This is a genomic window from Granulicella sp. L46, assembly GCF_009765785.1.
GTDB lineage: Bacteria > Acidobacteriota > Terriglobia > Terriglobales > Acidobacteriaceae > Granulicella.
Map to the genome: position 1 here is coordinate 23,630 of NZ_LMUT01000003.1, position 15,923 is coordinate 39,552.

The following is a 15,923-nucleotide window of genomic DNA, read 5'->3' on the forward strand; positions in this document are numbered from 1 at the left end:
GTGGCGTTCCCTAGCCGTGATGGAAGTAGAAGATGTTCCCGTCGAGGTCCTGGACGGTGAACTGGCGGATGCCCCAGGGTTTGAGTTCGAGGGGGTCGACGATGTTGGCGCCGGTCGTCTGGAGGTCCTGGTAGGTGGCATCGATGTCTTCGGCGAAGACCCAGTGGATGGCGGGCTCGAAGGGGGCTTCTCTTCTGCGGAAGAAGATGGTTGCTGTGCCGTTTGTCACGGCGCCGATTTCTTTGCCTGGGGTGAGCCAGGCGATTTCGAAGTTGAAGATGTCGCGGTAGTGTTGTTGGGCGCGTTCGACGTCGGCGACGGGTAGCTCGGGGATGGGTTGACCGGCTATCAGGAGTTTTTGTTGGGTGGGCATGGACGTCTCCTAAGAAAGTCCCAAGGGCTAAAGCCCCAGGCTTTGCGGCCTCGGATTGTCCGGGCTAAAGCCCGGACCTATCTCAGACGCAAAAGCAAAGACAACGACAAGGGCAAAGGAAGAAGCAGATCCCTACGGGATGACAGTCAGAAGAACAACGACAACGGCAATAGCAAAAGAAGAAGCAGATTCCTGCGGGATGACAGCCAGAAGAACAACAGCAAAAGAAGAAGCAGATCCCTACGGGATGACAGCCAGAAAGGCCAGAGCAAACGCAACGGAAAAAGAAGAAGCAGATTCCCAGAGGGAATGACAGAAAGAAAAGCAACGACAAAAGCAACCGCAACTACAGGGGTCCTTCACTACGTTCAGGATGACGGCGTTCGGGGTAAGGACACAGGTTGCGCGTCGTTTGGCAGGAGGTTAGCGCTCGCCCCACTTTAGTTTGCTGCGGAGGACGTTGAAGAAGCCGTTGGGGTGGAGGCGGAGTAGGTGGACGTTGCGGCTGGATTTGCGGCAGAGGATGCGGTCGTTGAGGATCAGCTCGACTGCTTCCTGGCCATCGACGGTTAGGTAGGTTTCGTGGGGGACTACGTCTACGACTACGGCTACTTCCGTGTCTCCGGGGAAGACGATGGGGCGGATGGTGAGTAGGTGGGGACAGATGGCCGTCAGGACCATCGCATCTACGGTCGGCATCAGGATGGGGCCGTTGGCGGCTAGCGTGTAGGCGGTGGAGCCGGTGGGGGTGGAGACGATGACGCCGTCGGCGCGGAAGCGGGCTACGAACTGGCCGTCCATCTCGATGGCGAACTCTCCCATGCGGGCGATGGCGCCTTTGGAGAGGACGACGTCGTTGAGGGCGTCCCATTCGCGGAGGAGTTCGTCGTCGCGGAAGAGACGGGCGTGCATGAAGCTGCGGACGTCGATGACGGCGGTGCCGGCCATCCAGGCGTCGAGGGTGTCGTAGAGCTCGGCGAGGGGAACTTCGGTGAGGAAGCCGAGAGAGCCGAGGTTGACGGCGAGGATTGGGGTGGTGGTGAGGGCGAAGGCGCGCGCGGCGGAGAGCAGGGTGCCATCACCGCCAAGGCAGATGACGAGGACGGGCTCGTGTGCGGCGAGGTCGCATCGGTCAATGGCCTGGTCGGTGAGGCCGATGTAGGCGGCGCTGTCGGGCTCAAGGATGGGGGTTAAGCCGTGGCGGGTAAGCCATTCGAGGAGTTCGGTGAGGATGAACTCCAGTTCAGGCTTCTGCGGCTTGGAGATGATGGCTACCTTGGGCATAGGGCAGAGTGTAGAGCGTAGAGAGTAGAGCGTAGAGGAAGGCCCCGGCTGGGTTGGGGTAGGAGATTCGGGATGGCTGCCTGGGACATGGTGAGATGAGTGTACCGCGAGGGGGTGGTACGGGTGGGCCGGTTAGCCGATTGACCACGGAAGTCCGTGCACAATTCGGGGCAGCTGTTCTAGAGGAAACTTTCTTTTCAAGCCAGATGCGAACGTGGTAACGTTTGGGCACTCCACACGAGGCGGTGTGCATATGAAGGTCAAGCTTTTTGCATTGACTGGATGGGCCCTGTACGTCGGCCTTTCCTCGGGACTTTTGGCGAACGCACAAAGGAAGGCAGCAGTTGTCTCGGAAGTTACCGCGTCCGAATCGGTCACCTTCGAGCTCTATATTCCTCTCGCGCACAAGGCGGCGCTGGAACAACTTCTGGCTGACCAGCAGACGACGGGCTCAGCGCAATACCACCAGTGGCTGACGCCGGCGCAGATCCAGACACGCTTCGGACCTTCCGCAGAGACGGTGGCTGCGGTCACCCAGGAGATGAGCCGCTACGGGCTGACGGTCACGCAGATTTCGCCGCAGCTGCTGCAGGTGAGCGGCTCCGGTGCGTTGGTCACGGAGGCGCTGGGTGCGCCGCTGGTCCACGGAGTTACGGCTAAAGGACGGAGCGTGGTCTTTGCGGCCCGACCTGTTTCACTGCCATCCGTCGCGAGCAGTGCGGGCGCGATGTTGACTGGACTCTCGGGGACGGTGCGGCAGCATACGCATGCGAAGAAGGCAGCGTCGACGGCCAACCGCTACTCGCCCGCAGGTAGCTACTGGTTCGATGATCTGAAGCAGGCGTATACCTTCCCGTCGTACAAAAGCTACTCGGGCAAGGGGAGCAAGATCGGCATTCTTATTCCGAGCGCGATCAATGCGAGCGACATGGCAGCTTACTTCGGCCATGAGGGGCTCGCCGTTCCTAAGATCACCGTCGAGACAGTGCTGGGTGGGGAGCCCTTCGATCCCAACTCCGACTCATCCTTTGAGGCGGAGCTCGACGTGCAGCAGAGTGGCGGCATGGCGCCGGACGCGAAGATCACCGTGTACGACATTCCCGATCTCTCTGACGACTCGATTATTGCCGGGTTGGACAAGATCGTGAGCGACAACAAGGTCGACGTGGTGAGCATATCGTTTGGCGGGCCTGAGCTGGCTTATACGGCGGCTTATAACTCGGGCGAGGACTTCACCTATCTGCTTCGGGCCGAAGACGAGATCATGGCGAAGGGCAATGCGATGGGCATTACGTTCGTGGCGTCGTCGGGCGACCTTGGCGCGCTATCGATACCGTCCGCTGCATGCTTCTCTGAGAATGCGCCTACACCCTGCGGTACCTTTCAGGCGTCGGTCGAGTTCCCTGCTTCCAGCCCACATGTTACCGGCGTTGGCGGCACCAATCTGAAGACGGTCTTCGACGCCAATAATCCCAACGACCTGAACTCCGCGTATGTGTCCGAGGAGGCGTATGCGGACTCGATCTCGGGGGACTATCAGTACGGCACGACGGCGACGGGAGCGTACTTTGGATCGGGCGGCGGCGACAGCGTTGTCTTCGCCAAGCCCTTCTACCAGTTGTTCGTGCCGACGGGTAGAGGGACGCGTACGGTTCCCGATGTCGCGCTGCATATGGGTGGCTGCCCCGGAGTTCCGCCAGGATTTACAGAGACCTGCAGCGCGGATGATAGCTCTGACGTCGAGGCGTTCGCGGGAGGGTTTTACGGCGTGATCGGCACCAGCGCTGCGGCGCCCGCGTTCGCTGGGCTGACAGCGCTGAACATCGAGAAGTCCGGCGGCCGGGTGGGCAATGAAAACGCCTACATCTACACGCTCTCGGCGCTGCAATCGGTTCGGCTGATTAAGAACGTTTATCACTGGGGCATTCCGGGCTTCAATGGCCTGTATAGCTCCGGGAACGAGGGCTATAACCGCGTGCTGGGCAATGGAACGCTGTATGGCAAGGACTTCTTGCTGGCTCCCGAGGTTCCGTCGGCTGGGATCCCGCAGACGCCTAGCAATCCATAGGCTGTTCTGTAGATTGGGCGGCAGATAGTACGCGCAAAAGCCGTTTCCCCCTAAGGAAACGGCTTTCGCGCGTAATGGGCAATTAAGGTCGGCTACTGGGGAGTTGCTGGCGCTGCGGTTGCGGGTGGGGTGGCGGCGGGAGATGCTGCTGCGGTTGGCGCAGGGGATGGTTCTGGCTTGGTTGGTGGTGCGGAGGCTGCGGCGGGGGTTGCTTGCGCGGCGGGCTCGGGCTTGGCGGGTTGGGCGGACTTCTGCAGCGGGGTGGGGAGGGTCACCGTCGCGGTGTTGGTTGGGTCGTCGCGGAGCTTTAGATAGAGGGTGGTGCCGTCGGTGGGGGTGGGGACGTTGAAGGTGGTCTCGGCGAAGCCGGTGGGGACGTCGGTGGGCTTGGCGAAGTCTTTGCCGGCCGCGAAGGATTGCGCGAGGAAGAGGTTGTCGCCGTTGAGGGCGCAGGTGGGGGCGTTGGCGTCGGTGCATTTGATGCCGGTGATCTTCGGCGTGCGGACGAGGGTGCCTAGGCCGATCCATTCACCGGTGGTGCCGTCGGCTTGGACGGGGCGGATGGCCAGGCGGCCGAAGGCGGATTGACCGAAGGCCTTGAGCGGGTCGAGATGGGCTACGGCGGTGTTCGCGTCCTGGAGGACGAGGGTGTTGTCGGCGACTGAAAGCTTGGTGTGGACGGCGTTGTTGGCGGTGGAGACTTCGATGGCTTCGTCGCGGGGAAAGGCGTCCTTGGTCTGGACGACGAAGGTGACGGTGCCGTTGAGGGGGATGTCGGATTTGTTGGTGAGGGTGACGGCGAGGGCGCCGGACTGCTCGGCTGGCGTGGATTTCATGGAGACGAGTTTGAGGCTGGGGCGCGCGGCCGAGGCGGAGATCTTCGCGTTCATGGTGCGGCCGTCTTTTAGCTTCACCACGGCCTCGGAGCCGGCTGCCGGAGAGACGCCGGTCTTGGATTCGAGGTGGAGAATTTCGTCGTTGCTGTCGGCGGCTGGGGTGAAGGTCTGCTTGTCGATTTCGACGGAGGCTACGTTTTTGAGGCCTTCGCCTGAGAGGGTCGCGGTGGTGTCGCCGGCGTGGATTTTTAGGTCGCCTACGGTGATGCCGGCGGTGTAGGCGGTGAGGGGAACCTTGTCGCGGTTAGCGTCGCCGAATTGCTGGATGGCCAGGGCGTAGCCGCCGGGCTCGACGGTCTTGAGCGAGACGGCGAGGGCGAGGGTATCTTTCTTGGATTTGTCGGGGTCGGGCTTGAAGGATACGTCCACATCTTTCGCCTTGTCGCTGGAGAGAGCGATGTGCTGGATGCAGCCAGTGCCCTGGCCGGTGAGGGTCAGCTTGTTGTCCTGTCCGGCGAGGAGTTGCGTGTTGCCGACGATCTTCCAATCTTTGCCGGCGACTTGCTGGACGGTGACGGTGGGGCCTTCGAAGGCATCGAAGCCCCAGTAGCCGCGGACGGTGCCGGTTACGGTGAGGTCGGTTGGATTGCCGGCCTTGGCGGGCGTTTTGCTGGCCGTGGGGGTGGCCTTGAGGGGCTCGTTGGGACGGAGGGGCTCGCGCTTCTTGTCTTTGTCGACGACTAAACCACCTTGGGCGGGGTCGGCGGAGAGAGGGAGCTCGGTGACGCCGCCGGTGCGATTGAGGTGGAGGACGAGGTCGTGGGCGAAGCTGGTGGCGAAGACCAGCGGTGCTCCCTGGAGGGAGAGAACCATTTTGGGCTGCAAGAGGCAGGCTACCTGGTTGGGGTCTGCGGGATGGAGCGGCGGAAGGATTGCCTTCTGGATCGCAGGCAGGCCGATGACGATGACCGAGTCGGGCTTGTGGAAGGAGGGCGGCGCGTTGAGCTTGAGGTTGAGGGTTTGGCCTTCGGGGAAACTGAGGCCGGGGATGTATTGGTATTGCGCGGTGCGCAGGGTGCTGATGAGGTGGACCGCGTCGACGATGGCGCCGACGTAGGCGGAGTAGAGGCCACCACCGGCGGGCGCGGTGTAGGAGGCCTGGTTGATGAAGTCAGAGGCGGGGCCGTTGGAGAGGGCTTCGGCGATGCCGGCACCGTGGCCGTCGTCAAGCAGAATGGGAGCGCTGGACTGGGTGAGGCAGACGACCTGCTGGGCGACGGGCTGCTTGAAGCAGTCGGCGTTGGGCTTGAGGGCGAGGGTCGCGGCTAGCTTGGCGGAGCGCTCCTGGATGGCCTTGGGGTCATCCTGCGGGACGGTCTTCATGGCGGCGAGGTAGCGCTCGATGCGCTGCTGCTGGAAGGAGGCCTCGTTGAGGTCTGCGTCGGCGCGGATGAAGAGGCCGGGGCGGCCTTTGACGGCGGAGCGAAGGGTTTTGAAGTCGCCGCCGACTTGCGGGGCTACGAACATGAGGGCTTGTTCGGCGCCTTCAGGGACAACGACGGTGGTGCCTTCGATGGTCTTCTTGTCCCAGGTGTCGATTTCGGTGAACCAGTTGTCTGGGGGCTCGTTGGTGGTGCCGCGAAGGAAGGCGACGACGATGAGCAGGTGGTTGGATTGGGTGCTGGGAAGGTCGGCCTTGATCCAGATTTTGTCGCCGGCCTGAAGGCTGGGAACCTGGGCGATGGGGAGCGTGGTGCCTCCGCGCGTGATGCGGATGTCGATCTTGGGGCCGACGAGGTCGAAGCGCGCTGCGTCGGCAGCGTGGAGGGCTGGAGTGAGGAATGCCGCTAAGACGAGCGCTGCGACCGAATAAAGTTTCATATCGGCTGGTTTAGACGCCGTGGGGAGCGGGTAGGTTGTGGACCCGACACAGATGGGGGTAAGGGATTGATTTTGATGGGTCTATGAGTGCTTAGCGAGGCCGCTTCATGCTCGAGTTGTGTCCCGGTCAGGCAGCCGTCGATTTCGCGCCCAGATGCTTGGGTCGCCAACTGCCTTCCGAAAAGGCTACAAGAAGCCTCTTGGCGCGACCTGCATCGAGGTCTGTGAAGCAGGAACCGCCGCTGAAAAAGTCGTTGAGCCCAGAGATCTTTCTTAGCTTTTCTGGAGAGACGCTGGCAAACCCCATGGTCCAATCCGCGAATGCACGCTCGGCGATCGGCTCACGGATAAGGATGGTCAAGTGAGAATGGCGCACATCCCGGCTGAGCTTTTGCAGGAGATGGTCGATGGCGGCAGGTTCGCCCTCGAGCACCTGGAAAAAGCTACCGTCGGAGTCGGTGTGCAGGAGCATACCCGTCAGGCCGGCCCGTTCATTCGCGACGCGGGCTTTCTCCAGAAGCTCGGTTAGTTGCGGTGCTCCGAAGTCCTGCGTTGAAACGCTTGCATAGATGACGTGTTCCAGGGATTGCGTTTCCATGACTACCTTCTGATGAGACCTGACTACTGCACCTGTCGAACCTTTACGAACTGTACGAACACTTCATCGGCAGGTTGTGCCGGTTCTTTAGCAGCGCTCGTGGCTGCACCGTTCACGGACAGTCCCCGCCTTCTGCGTGGCGGTGAATCGGAGAGTCGCAGGTTGAAGACGTTGTCAGGCGAAGCGGGCGTGGAGGAGGAACTCGCGATTGCCTTCCATGCCGAGAATGGGCGAGTCGATGAGGGCCAGGGCTTGGCCGCCCAGGGCGCGGACGGCGTCTTCGACGCGGTGGACGGCGAGTTGGTGGGCGGCGGGGTCGCGGACGATGCCGCCTTTGCCTACGTGCTCGCGGCCGGCTTCGAATTGGGGCTTGACGAGGAGGACGGCTTCGCCTTGCCATTTGGTTTCGGGAGGAGCGAGGGCCGCGATGACCGCGGGGAGGACGAGGGTGGCGGAGATGAAGCTGACGTCCATGGCGAAGAAGGTGATCCGGGATGAGAGAGGCAGTGGTTCGTCACCAGCCCAGGTCCGAGAGTCCGGACCCGGGGCACCCGGATTTTGGGTTGGGCCAAGGGTTAGTTGGCCGGGGGTTAGGAGGCGGGCGTTGGTGCGCTCGAGGAGGGTGACGCGGGGGTCGGTGCGGAGCTTGTGGTGGATCTGGCCGTAGCCGGTGTCGACGGCGAGGACGGTGGCGGCGCCGTGTTGGAGCATGCAGTCGGTGAAGCCGCCGGTGGAGGCTCCTATGTCGGCGCAGGCCAGGCCTTCGACGGAGATGTTCCAGGTGGTGAGGGCGGCTTCCAGCTTGAGGCCGCCGCGGGAGACGTAGCGGAGGTCGTCGCCCAGGAGGCGAATGGTCGCGTCGACTGATACGGAGGCGCCGGATTTGTCGACGCGCTGCTCGTTGACGAGGACGCGGCCGGCGATGATCATGGCCTGGGCGCGCTCGCGGGAGGCGGCGAGATTGCGGTCGACGAGGAGTTTGTCTAGACGGAGTTTCATGCGTGCGTGTCAGTGGACAGGATAGCGGAGTGGTGGTGAGGTTTGTGCGGCGGGCAACGGCAAGGGCAAATGCGACTGCAAAAGCAAATGCAAGAGCAAAGGCCAATGCGGGGGTTCTTCCCCTTCGCTACGCTCGGGTCAGGATGACGGCGAAAAACGAGAAACAGCAGGTGCAAATGCAAATGCAGGGATCTCTCCACTGCGCTTCGCTTCGGTCGAGATGACGGAGTTCGCGGTGGATTAGATCGATGCCTTCGGTCGAGATGACGGGGTTTTTGGGCGGGTCGGTTTGATCGAGGTGAGGCGGGAGTTAGTAGAATCGTTTGGGCGTGGGACGGGAGAAGATGCGATGGCACTGGCGGAGTTGAAGGCGGGGATGCGGCATGCGGAGACCATCGTGGTGGAGGATCGGATCACTGTGAATCGCGTGGTGGGAGTGTTTGCGCCGGGGACCGATATGCCGCCGGTGCTGGCTACTGCATACATGATCGGGTTTGTGGAGTGGACGTGTATGCGGCTGCTGGAGCCTTATCTTGAGCCGCAGCATCGGAGCCTGGGGACGCAGGTGAATCTTAGCCATAGCGCGGCGACGCCGGTGGGAATGAAGGTGACGGCGGAGGTCACGCTCGAGAGTGTGGAAAATCGGCGGCTGCGGTTCAGCGTGGTTTGTCGCGATGAGGTGGACGTGATCTCCGAAGGAGAGCATGAGCGGTTCGTGGTGGATATCGACCGGTTCCTGAAGGGCGTGGAGAAGAAGCAAGGGGTGGAGAGGTAGGGGGTATAGATGTCGACACCTCGGTGCGGCGCGTTGGGTGTAAGCCCTGATGCGGGACGTAACGGATGACGTACACTTGGATATCATTGGATATCAATTAGGTCTTCCGTTGGATTATCAGTTGGGTTTTCACGGGCGCGTGACGCTCATCATGATGCTGGAAGGGTGCATGGATTCCAGCCGTAAGCAAAGGTTGCCCGCCTCCACAGCCCCGGCGGCAATCCATTCGACGTGTGAGTGCGTTCTATGAACAGTGGCATGGAAGAGTCGACAGGAGTGGCCCGGCCGTTGCCCGATGAAGACGGCGAGTTGCTCTCACGTGTCCTGCGGGGCGATGAAGGGGCCATGGCTGTATTGTTCGACCGGTACTCGAAGATCGTGTACTCGGTAGCGCTACGTGTGTTACGCGACACGGCATCGGCCGAGGATGTGATGCAAGAGATATTCATGCAGATTTGGAGAAATCCGAGCAGCTTCGTTTCAACCAAGGGAAGTTTGGGGGGATGGCTGGCGGTGGTAGCACGCAATCGGTCGATTGACATGCTGAGAAGGAAGCGGCCGAGCGAACAGGTGGAAGAGATGAACCTGGCGTCGTCGTGCAATCTGGCCGATGAGGCAGAGCGGTCGATCTTGATGGAACGGGCCCGGTCGGCGGTAAAGTTGCTGCCCACCGAACAGCGGAAGACTTTGGAGATGGCATTCTTTGACGGGCTCACGCACTCCGAGATCGCAGAGATGACCGGTGATCCACTGGGGACTGTAAAGACTCGAATTCGCAGCGCGTTGTTGACGCTGAGAAAGGCGTTCCAGGCATGAATACGACGAATCACATCTCGCCCGATGATCTTTATTTATTCGCGATGCAGCTTCTGCCTGACGCCGATATGAAGGATGCTGCGACTCACTTGAAGGATTGCGCGCAGTGCCGCGGCCTGCTGGCGGAGATCCAGGGAGACCTGGCGGCCTATGCGCTGACTGCTGAATTGCATACACCGCCGGCACAGGCGCGCGCGCGGTTGCTGCGGCAGGTTTCGGAAGAGAAGAAAGTTATTCCGGTGGCCGCTCCGGTAGCCGTTCCGGTCGCTGCTCCTGAGGAACAGCCGGAGCATGATGAGCCGCTTCTGCATCCGCGCAATAGCCGGGTGTCCCAGATAGATGCACGGGAAGAGCGGGAGCCGCGGCGGTGGTTTGCACCGACTATGGCCTGGGCTGGGTGGAGCATCGCCGCAGTCATGGCCGTGGTGGCGGGTATGCAGGTGGATCAGCGAAAGCTGGTGGAGCAGGATCTCGCGGTGTCGGAGTCGCAGCTGACACAGAGCGCTGCACAGATCGAACACGCCAAGCAGGTCGCGGATACACTGCGCGATGCGAGCGCCATGCAGGTCGCGCTGCACGTTCCGGTGAATGCGGGTTCGGTGCCGAAGCTCGATCCCGAGGGGCATGCGACGTACGAGCCGAGCACGGGTGCGCTGGTGTTCGTGGCCGATCACCTGGATCCGCTGCAGCCGCAGAAGACCTACCAGCTTTGGCTGCTGCCGGCGACGGCGGGAGAGGCTCCGATCCCGGCAGGGGTGTTCAAGCCGGATGTGAATGGGAATGCGACGGTGGTAATGCCGCCGCTGTCCAAGGGCGTGGCTGCGAGGGGATTCGGCGTGACCGTGGAGAATGAGGGCGGATCAAAGACGCCGACTCTGCCGATCGTCCTGTCGGGAACGTAAGAGCAGGGATTAGGAAGCGCGCTTCGGCGAGCAGAAGGTGCTTGCCAACTTCCTCGGACCGTTAGGCACAAAGTAAAAGGCCAGCCGGCTAAATGATTTCAGCCGGCTGGCCTTTTCTATTTCCTGTGTCCTGCTTTACGGCTGGGTGACGAGTACGCGGAGGCCGTTGCCCTGCAGCGGGATGTGGGTCTGAACGCTGTTGGTGTCGGTGTAGAGGACGCTCAGGTAGGTGCTGTCGGAGGACGTGACGTAGACCTTGCCGGTGGGCTGGGCGCTGGTGGCGGAGACGGAGTTGGGATGGCCGAAGATCACGTTGGAGGTGATGAGGCTGGGAGCGATGGGTGGGGCGCCGGAGACGCCGCAGATGGTGGTGACGACCTGGTTGCTCTGCAGATTGATGACGGTGAGGGTGCCGGAGGTGGGGTCGGCGCAGGTGCCGGTGCTATCCGCCTGGTTGATCACGTAGGCAGCCGGGGGATTGGCGTTCGTACCCTGGAGGACTGAGACCATGGAGGGGTTGATGCCCACGGGGACGGTGGCGAGGATTTGGCCGAAGCCTGCGGCGTCGACTGGGTTCGTGCTGCTGCAGTTGGGATTGGTGGCCTGCGCGGCTGAGTTGCAGAGCGGGATATTGATCACGCTGAGGCTGCCGCCGTGAATGCCATCGCCCTTATTGAGAACCACGAGTCCGGTGTTGACGGTGTTGAGATCAGCCCACACGGGATTGTTATTGGGGCAGGGCGCGTTCCCCGCGACGGGATTGCTGCAGAGCGGAATGGTTCCCGGGCCGGAGCTGGGGGTACCGGTGGGCAGCGTGTCCAGGGCGTTGCTGGGGACGTTGAGGACGGTAATGGTGCCTGAGGCCTGGTTGATGATGAAGGCGCGGCGATCGTCGGTGGTCATGACGCCATAGACGGGGTCGAGGCCGACGGGAATCTGCGCGGAGTCAGAGAGCGAGGTGGAGGAGACGGTCTCGATGGCGTCGACCTGTCCTAACGCGCTGGTGCCGTTCTGGCTGATGGCGTAGACGCGGGGTGTGCCAGTGGATCCGACGACGTAGGCCGGAGTGCCAGTGCCCTGGATTCCCACGGTGTCGTACAGGGCGGCTGTGCCGGCATTAATCGCGGCGACGGTTTTGGTGCCGGCCTGGGGAATGAAGATGGTCAGGAGGGCGCTGGCCGGCGCAAACGAGGAGATGCTCACCGGGTTGGAGCCGACGGGGAGCGTGGTCTGCACGACCTGGCTGGTGAGCAGGCCTACTGGGTTGGAGAGCGGGACAGTGTTGAGGGATCCCTGGGGGTCAATGACAATGCCCTGGGTTCCGTTCGCGTTGAGCTGGAAGTAGCTGGGATTGGCGAGGATCTGCGGCGTGGAGGTCACGGTATCGCCTGAGAAGTCAACGACCGTCATGAGGCCAAGCGAGTTGTCGGCTGTCGGGTTGGAGACGGCGACGGCGAACTTCTCTGGCTGGCCGGCAGGTCCGACGGGACCGATGGCGCTGACCACGGGGCGATACTGGTTACCGCAGCCAACAGTGGAAAGTACGGCGGCGAAGCTGAGCGTGAAAACGGCGATGCCTGCGAGATTGCTACGGCGGAGGCGATTCCCTACTGGCTGGTGCATGTGGCGCAACGTTACGAACAAACAGTACTCCCCGGAAGAGGCCGCTTTGATATGGGATAGACGTACAGTTCCGGCGAAAGAAATCGGAACTGCGAACCAAATCTGCGCTGGACCCTTCGACATCTGATTGTAAACGAATCTGGCCGGTGTATTCCTGAATTGGGCGTCGAGGGCGGGTTATAGCTTTTAGCTGCTGGCTTCTGGTAAAGGCCAATGCAGGGATCTCTCCACTGCGCATCACAAAAGCAAGTGCGTGATGCTCCGGTCGAGATGACGGGGGTTTGGGTTGGAAGGTTTGGCGATAGAGTAGCGATGGGAGGGAACGCGATGAATGAAACGGAGACGATGCTGGAGATGCTGGGCGGACGCGAGCGGGCGCCGCGCACGCTGGCCGTGGTGGGGCTGTCGGATGATCCGGGCAAGGCGAGCTATGGCGTGTCGGCCTACATGCAGGCGCATGGATACAGGATTTTGCCGGTGAATCCGGGGATTGCGAGCGCGTTGGGAGAGAAGAGCTATGCGTCGTTGAGCGAGCTGCCGGTGAAGCCGGACGTGGTGAACGTGTTCCGGCTGCCGAAGTTTATTCCGGCGATTGTGGACGAGATGCTGGCTCTGGGGTTGAAGGATCTGTGGGTGCAGATGGGGATCTGGAACGATGAGGCGGCGGAAAAGGCGGAGGCTGGCGGGATTCGGGTGGTGATGGATCGGTGCATCATGGTGGAGCATCGGCGGCTGGGCATCCGATAGCGGGCTAGCTGGGGATCTTATAGCGGGATAATCGCCGGGCTGGACAAAGGGATGACAATTTTGCGGGGACTGAGCTTCTACAATAGTCGTATGAGGAACGGACGTTTTACGATGGTGGGCGCACGGCTGGCTGTTTTGTCGCTGGCGATGGCCGGGTTGACGTTGTGGGGGACGGGGTCGACGGCGCGGGCGCAGATCCCTGAGGCGGGCGACGGCGGCCCGGGGCCGGTGAAGGCGGAACATCTGACGGCGGAACTGACGACGCTGTCGCCACAGATTGCGGTGGGCGGAACGTTGCAGGCGGGGCTGGTGCTGACGATCGAAGAGCACTGGCATGTGTACTGGATCAATGCGGGCGACTCGGGCGAGCCACCGGCGATTAAATGGACGCTGCCGCCGGGGATCACGGCGGGGCCGATGCAGTTCCCTCCTCCGACGCGGCTGCCGCTGGGGCCGCTGATGGACTTTGGGTATGAGGATGGGGTGGCGTTTCCGGTGACGCTGACGGCTGCGCCGGGAATGAAGCCGGGCAAGGTGCATCTGGATGCGCATGTGACGTGGCTGGTGTGCAGCAGCGTCTGTTTGCCGGGCAAGGCGCACCTGGGCATCGACGTGAATGTGGTGAAGGGACCTGTCGCTGAGCCTCAGCCTGTCGGGGCATTGGGCTCGGCGATGGCTGCGCTGCCGAAGCCGCTGCCAGCGACGATGAGCGCGAGCGCGGTGGGCGATGCGAAGCAGATCCAGGTGACGCTGAAGACCGGGACGCAGGAGACCGATGCGGCGTTTTATCCGTTCGATCAGGAGGTCATCGATAATGCGGCGGAGCAGCCGGTGGCGTCGCAGCCGGATGGAATCAAGATTTGGCTGAAGCGCGCGGCGGATTCGACGGCGTTGCCGAAGACGCTGCATGGGCTGGTGGAGTTGAGCTCGACTGAGGCTTATGACTTTACGGTGCCGGTAACGCAGGGGACGGTGCCGCCGCTGCCGATGACGGCGAATAAAACTCCTGACACGAGCAATGGGCCGGACTTGAATGCGTTTAGCGCGATTGGGCTGGCGTTCCTGGGCGGGCTGCTGCTGAACCTCATGCCTTGCGTGTTTCCCGTGCTGTTTTTGAAGGGGCTGTCGCTGGTGCACTCGTCGAATGAGGAGCGCGGGCGGCAGAGGGCGCATGGGCTGGTGTATACGGCCGGGATTGTCGTCAGCTTCTGGGTGATTGTTGCGGCGCTGCTGATTCTGCGCGCGGGCGGGCGCGAGCTGGGTTGGGGATTCCAGTTGCAGTCGCCGGGATTTGTCGCGGTGCTGGCTTCGCTGGTGTTCTTCCTGGGCTTGAGTTTGGCGGGGCAGTTTGAGATTGGGCTTTCGCTGACGAGCGCGGGCGGCGAACTGGCGCAGAAGCCTGGGCTGACGGGAAGCTTCTTTACGGGCGTTCTGGCGACTGTGGTGGCGACTCCTTGCATGGCTCCGCTGATGGGCGCGGCGGTGGGGTTTGCGCTGGTGCAGGCGGCGTGGGTGACGTTTGTGGTGTTCACCGCGCTGGCGCTGGGGCTGGCGCTTCCCTATCTGCTGCTGACGATGCAGCCGCAGTGGACGAGCATTCTGCCGAAGCCGGGAGCTTGGATGGAGACACTGAAGCAGCTGGTGTCGGTGCCACTGTTTGGGACTGCGATCTGGCTGGTGTGGGTGTACGGGCAGCTGTATTCGCCTGAGGGCGTGGACCGGACCGTGTGGCTGCTGAGCGGATTCCTGGTGCTGGCGATTGCGGGATGGGCGCTGGGTAAGTGGCCTGCGAAGTGGGGGTCGGGGATTGCTGCGGTGGTCTTGATTGTGATTGCGCTGGCGTTGCCGCTGCGTAAGCCGACGGTCGATACGCTGGTGTGGCAGCCGTATACCGAGGCGAATTTCACGGCCGCGCGGGCGACGGGGCAGCCGGTGTTTATCGACTTTACGGCGGCCTGGTGTTTGAGCTGCCAGGTGAATGAACGCGCGGTGCTGAAGTCCAAGGACGTGGAGAAGGCGCTGGAGAAGAACCACGTGCAGCTGCTGAAGGCGGACTGGACGCAGTACGATCCGGTGATTACGCGAGAGCTGGCGGCGGTGGGGCGGAGCGGCGTTCCTACGTATGTGATCTATCCGCCGGGGAAGGTGTCGAATCCGGATGTGCTGCCGGAGTTGCTGACTAAGTCGACTGTGCTGACGGCGATTCAGAAGGATGCGAAGCCGATGGGGCAGTAAGGCAGAGTGTAGAGGATAGAGTGTAGAGCGTAGAGAGTACGGCTTGGCGGCAACATATGCTTCGGGATGGCCGTCTGAATTATGCAGGAGGGTTGCGATGAAGACGATGCGTGGCTTGGCGGTTGCGGCGGGGTTGGCTGTGGTGTGCGCTAGTGCGTTGGCGCTGAAGCCGGGTGAGATGGCTCCGGATTTTAAGGGCACAGATTCAAACGGCAAGGTGCACACGCTGACGCAGTATCGCGGCAAGTATGTGGTGCTGGAGTGGGCGAATAAGGGGTGCCCGTTCGAGCAGAAGCATTACAACAGCGGGAATATGGAGCGTCTGCAGAAGGAGTGGACGGGCAAGGGTGTGGTGTGGCTGAGTGTGTTGTCGTCGGCGCCTGGAGAGCAGGGGAACGTTACGCCGGCCGAGGAGAATGATTATCTGCGCGAGATGAAGGCTGCGCCGACCGCGGCGATTCTTGATCCAAGTGGAACGATTGGGCGGCTGTATAGCGCGAAGACTACGCCGGATATGTTCGTCATCGATCCGCAGGGGAAGATTGTGTATGAGGGCGCGATCGATGACCAGCCTACGCCTGATCCGGCGAGTTTGAAGGATGCGAAGAATTATGTGAGTGCGGCGCTGGAGGCTTCGATGGCGGGGCGGCCGGTGGCGGTGCCGGTGACGCGGAGCTATGGGTGCTCGGTGAAGTATTCCGAGTAAGGGTGTGGGTTGGAAGGAATCAAGCGCATAGGCGTGGAGGGAGCGTCGGGGTCCTTCGGCTGCGCTGCGCTTCGCTCAGG

Annotated in this window: 14 protein-coding genes; 8 read left to right on the forward strand and 6 right to left on the reverse strand. The window is 62.0% G+C overall.

What is annotated here, in order from left to right:
• Positions 1–10: 10 nt before the first annotated feature.
• Positions 11–373, reverse strand: a complete 363-nt coding sequence (locus GSQ80_RS01000; protein WP_158785656.1) for a glyoxalase/bleomycin resistance/extradiol dioxygenase family protein — start codon at positions 371–373, stop codon at positions 11–13.
• A 55-nt stretch (positions 374–428) separates the two neighbouring features.
• On the opposite strand from GSQ80_RS01000, the gene GSQ80_RS01005 reads away from it, so the two are divergent.
• Positions 429–686: a hypothetical protein gene (locus tag GSQ80_RS01005; RefSeq protein WP_158785657.1), complete on the forward strand. Its 258-nt coding sequence runs from the start codon at positions 429–431 to the stop codon at positions 684–686.
• 110 nt (positions 687–796) lie between these two features.
• Here the strand turns inward: GSQ80_RS01005 and GSQ80_RS01010 are convergent, their stop codons facing one another.
• Positions 797–1,657: an NAD(+)/NADH kinase gene (locus GSQ80_RS01010; RefSeq protein WP_158785658.1), complete on the reverse strand. Its 861-nt coding sequence runs from the start codon at positions 1,655–1,657 to the stop codon at positions 797–799.
• Positions 1,658–1,910: 253 nt separating this feature from the next.
• On the opposite strand from GSQ80_RS01010, the gene GSQ80_RS01015 reads away from it, so the two are divergent.
• A complete protein-coding gene (locus tag GSQ80_RS01015) occupies positions 1,911–3,725 on the forward strand; it encodes a protease pro-enzyme activation domain-containing protein (protein WP_158785659.1) in 1,815 nt (604 codons plus the stop codon).
• Between the two features lie 92 nt (positions 3,726–3,817).
• Here GSQ80_RS01015 and GSQ80_RS01020 read toward each other — a convergent pair whose 3' ends face one another.
• From GSQ80_RS01020 to GSQ80_RS01030, 3 genes are all read right to left on the reverse strand, one after another.
• The gene (locus GSQ80_RS01020; protein ID WP_174241289.1) at positions 3,818–6,442 is read right to left on the reverse strand and encodes a hypothetical protein; all 2,625 of its coding nucleotides are present in this window, start codon (positions 6,440–6,442) and stop codon (positions 3,818–3,820) included.
• A 127-nt stretch (positions 6,443–6,569) separates the two neighbouring features.
• The gene (locus GSQ80_RS01025; RefSeq protein WP_158785660.1) at positions 6,570–7,040 is read right to left on the reverse strand and encodes a BLUF domain-containing protein; all 471 of its coding nucleotides are present in this window, start codon (positions 7,038–7,040) and stop codon (positions 6,570–6,572) included.
• A 174-nt stretch (positions 7,041–7,214) separates the two neighbouring features.
• Positions 7,215–8,039, reverse strand: a complete 825-nt coding sequence (locus GSQ80_RS01030) for a TlyA family RNA methyltransferase (RefSeq protein ID WP_158785661.1) — start codon at positions 8,037–8,039, stop codon at positions 7,215–7,217.
• Between the two features lie 349 nt (positions 8,040–8,388).
• Between GSQ80_RS01030 and GSQ80_RS01035 the strand changes: the two genes are divergently transcribed.
• The 3 genes from GSQ80_RS01035 (at position 8,389) to GSQ80_RS01045 (ending at position 10,532) form a co-directional block, all read left to right on the forward strand.
• Positions 8,389–8,814: a thioesterase family protein gene (locus GSQ80_RS01035; RefSeq protein ID WP_158785662.1), complete on the forward strand. Its 426-nt coding sequence runs from the start codon at positions 8,389–8,391 to the stop codon at positions 8,812–8,814.
• Between the two features lie 246 nt (positions 8,815–9,060).
• Positions 9,061–9,630 carry a sigma-70 family RNA polymerase sigma factor gene (locus GSQ80_RS01040; protein WP_371315668.1) on the forward strand — a complete coding sequence of 190 codons (570 nt, stop codon included), beginning with the start codon at positions 9,061–9,063 and terminating at the stop codon, positions 9,628–9,630.
• Entirely contained in the window at positions 9,627–10,532 is a 906-nt protein-coding gene (locus GSQ80_RS01045) for an anti-sigma factor domain-containing protein (RefSeq protein ID WP_158785663.1), read from the forward strand. The genes GSQ80_RS01040 and GSQ80_RS01045 overlap by 4 nt, the downstream gene beginning before the upstream one ends.
• A 135-nt stretch (positions 10,533–10,667) precedes the next feature.
• Here the strand turns inward: GSQ80_RS01045 and GSQ80_RS01050 are convergent, their stop codons facing one another.
• Positions 10,668–12,176: a YncE family protein gene (locus tag GSQ80_RS01050; protein WP_158785664.1), complete on the reverse strand. Its 1,509-nt coding sequence runs from the start codon at positions 12,174–12,176 to the stop codon at positions 10,668–10,670.
• A gap of 306 nt (positions 12,177–12,482) precedes the next feature.
• On the opposite strand from GSQ80_RS01050, the gene GSQ80_RS01055 reads away from it, so the two are divergent.
• The 3 genes from GSQ80_RS01055 (at position 12,483) to GSQ80_RS01065 (ending at position 15,843) form a co-directional block, all read left to right on the forward strand.
• Positions 12,483–12,902 (forward strand): CoA-binding protein, encoded by a 420-nt coding sequence (locus GSQ80_RS01055; RefSeq protein ID WP_158785665.1) that lies wholly within the window; start codon positions 12,483–12,485, stop codon positions 12,900–12,902.
• Between the two features lie 90 nt (positions 12,903–12,992).
• Entirely contained in the window at positions 12,993–15,137 is a 2,145-nt protein-coding gene (locus tag GSQ80_RS01060) for a protein-disulfide reductase DsbD (RefSeq protein WP_158785666.1), read from the forward strand.
• A gap of 97 nt (positions 15,138–15,234) precedes the next feature.
• A complete protein-coding gene (locus GSQ80_RS01065; protein ID WP_158785667.1) occupies positions 15,235–15,843 on the forward strand; it encodes a thioredoxin family protein in 609 nt (202 codons plus the stop codon).
• Positions 15,844–15,923: the final 80 nt, after the last annotated feature.

Excerpts from the sequence above, each read along its gene's own strand:
- GSQ80_RS01000 (WP_158785656.1), bottom strand. The coding sequence starts at position 373 with ATGCCCACCCAACAAAAACTCCTGATAGCCGGTCAACCCATCCCCGAG.
- GSQ80_RS01010 (WP_158785658.1), bottom strand. The coding sequence starts at position 1,657 with ATGCCCAAGGTAGCCATCATCTCCAAGCCGCAGAAGCCTGAACTGGAG.
- GSQ80_RS01015 (WP_158785659.1), top strand. The coding sequence starts at position 1,911 with ATGAAGGTCAAGCTTTTTGCATTGACTGGATGGGCCCTGTACGTCGGC.
- GSQ80_RS01020 (WP_174241289.1), bottom strand. The coding sequence starts at position 6,442 with ATGAAACTTTATTCGGTCGCAGCGCTCGTCTTAGCGGCATTCCTCACT.
- GSQ80_RS01025 (WP_158785660.1), bottom strand. The coding sequence starts at position 7,040 with ATGGAAACGCAATCCCTGGAACACGTCATCTATGCAAGCGTTTCAACG.
- GSQ80_RS01030 (WP_158785661.1), bottom strand. The coding sequence starts at position 8,039 with ATGAAACTCCGTCTAGACAAACTCCTCGTCGACCGCAATCTCGCCGCC.
- GSQ80_RS01035 (WP_158785662.1), top strand. The coding sequence starts at position 8,389 with ATGGCACTGGCGGAGTTGAAGGCGGGGATGCGGCATGCGGAGACCATC.
- GSQ80_RS01040 (WP_371315668.1), top strand. The coding sequence starts at position 9,061 with ATGAACAGTGGCATGGAAGAGTCGACAGGAGTGGCCCGGCCGTTGCCC.
- GSQ80_RS01045 (WP_158785663.1), top strand. The coding sequence starts at position 9,627 with ATGAATACGACGAATCACATCTCGCCCGATGATCTTTATTTATTCGCG.
- GSQ80_RS01055 (WP_158785665.1), top strand. The coding sequence starts at position 12,483 with ATGAATGAAACGGAGACGATGCTGGAGATGCTGGGCGGACGCGAGCGG.
- GSQ80_RS01060 (WP_158785666.1), top strand. The coding sequence starts at position 12,993 with ATGAGGAACGGACGTTTTACGATGGTGGGCGCACGGCTGGCTGTTTTG.
- GSQ80_RS01065 (WP_158785667.1), top strand. The coding sequence starts at position 15,235 with ATGAAGACGATGCGTGGCTTGGCGGTTGCGGCGGGGTTGGCTGTGGTG.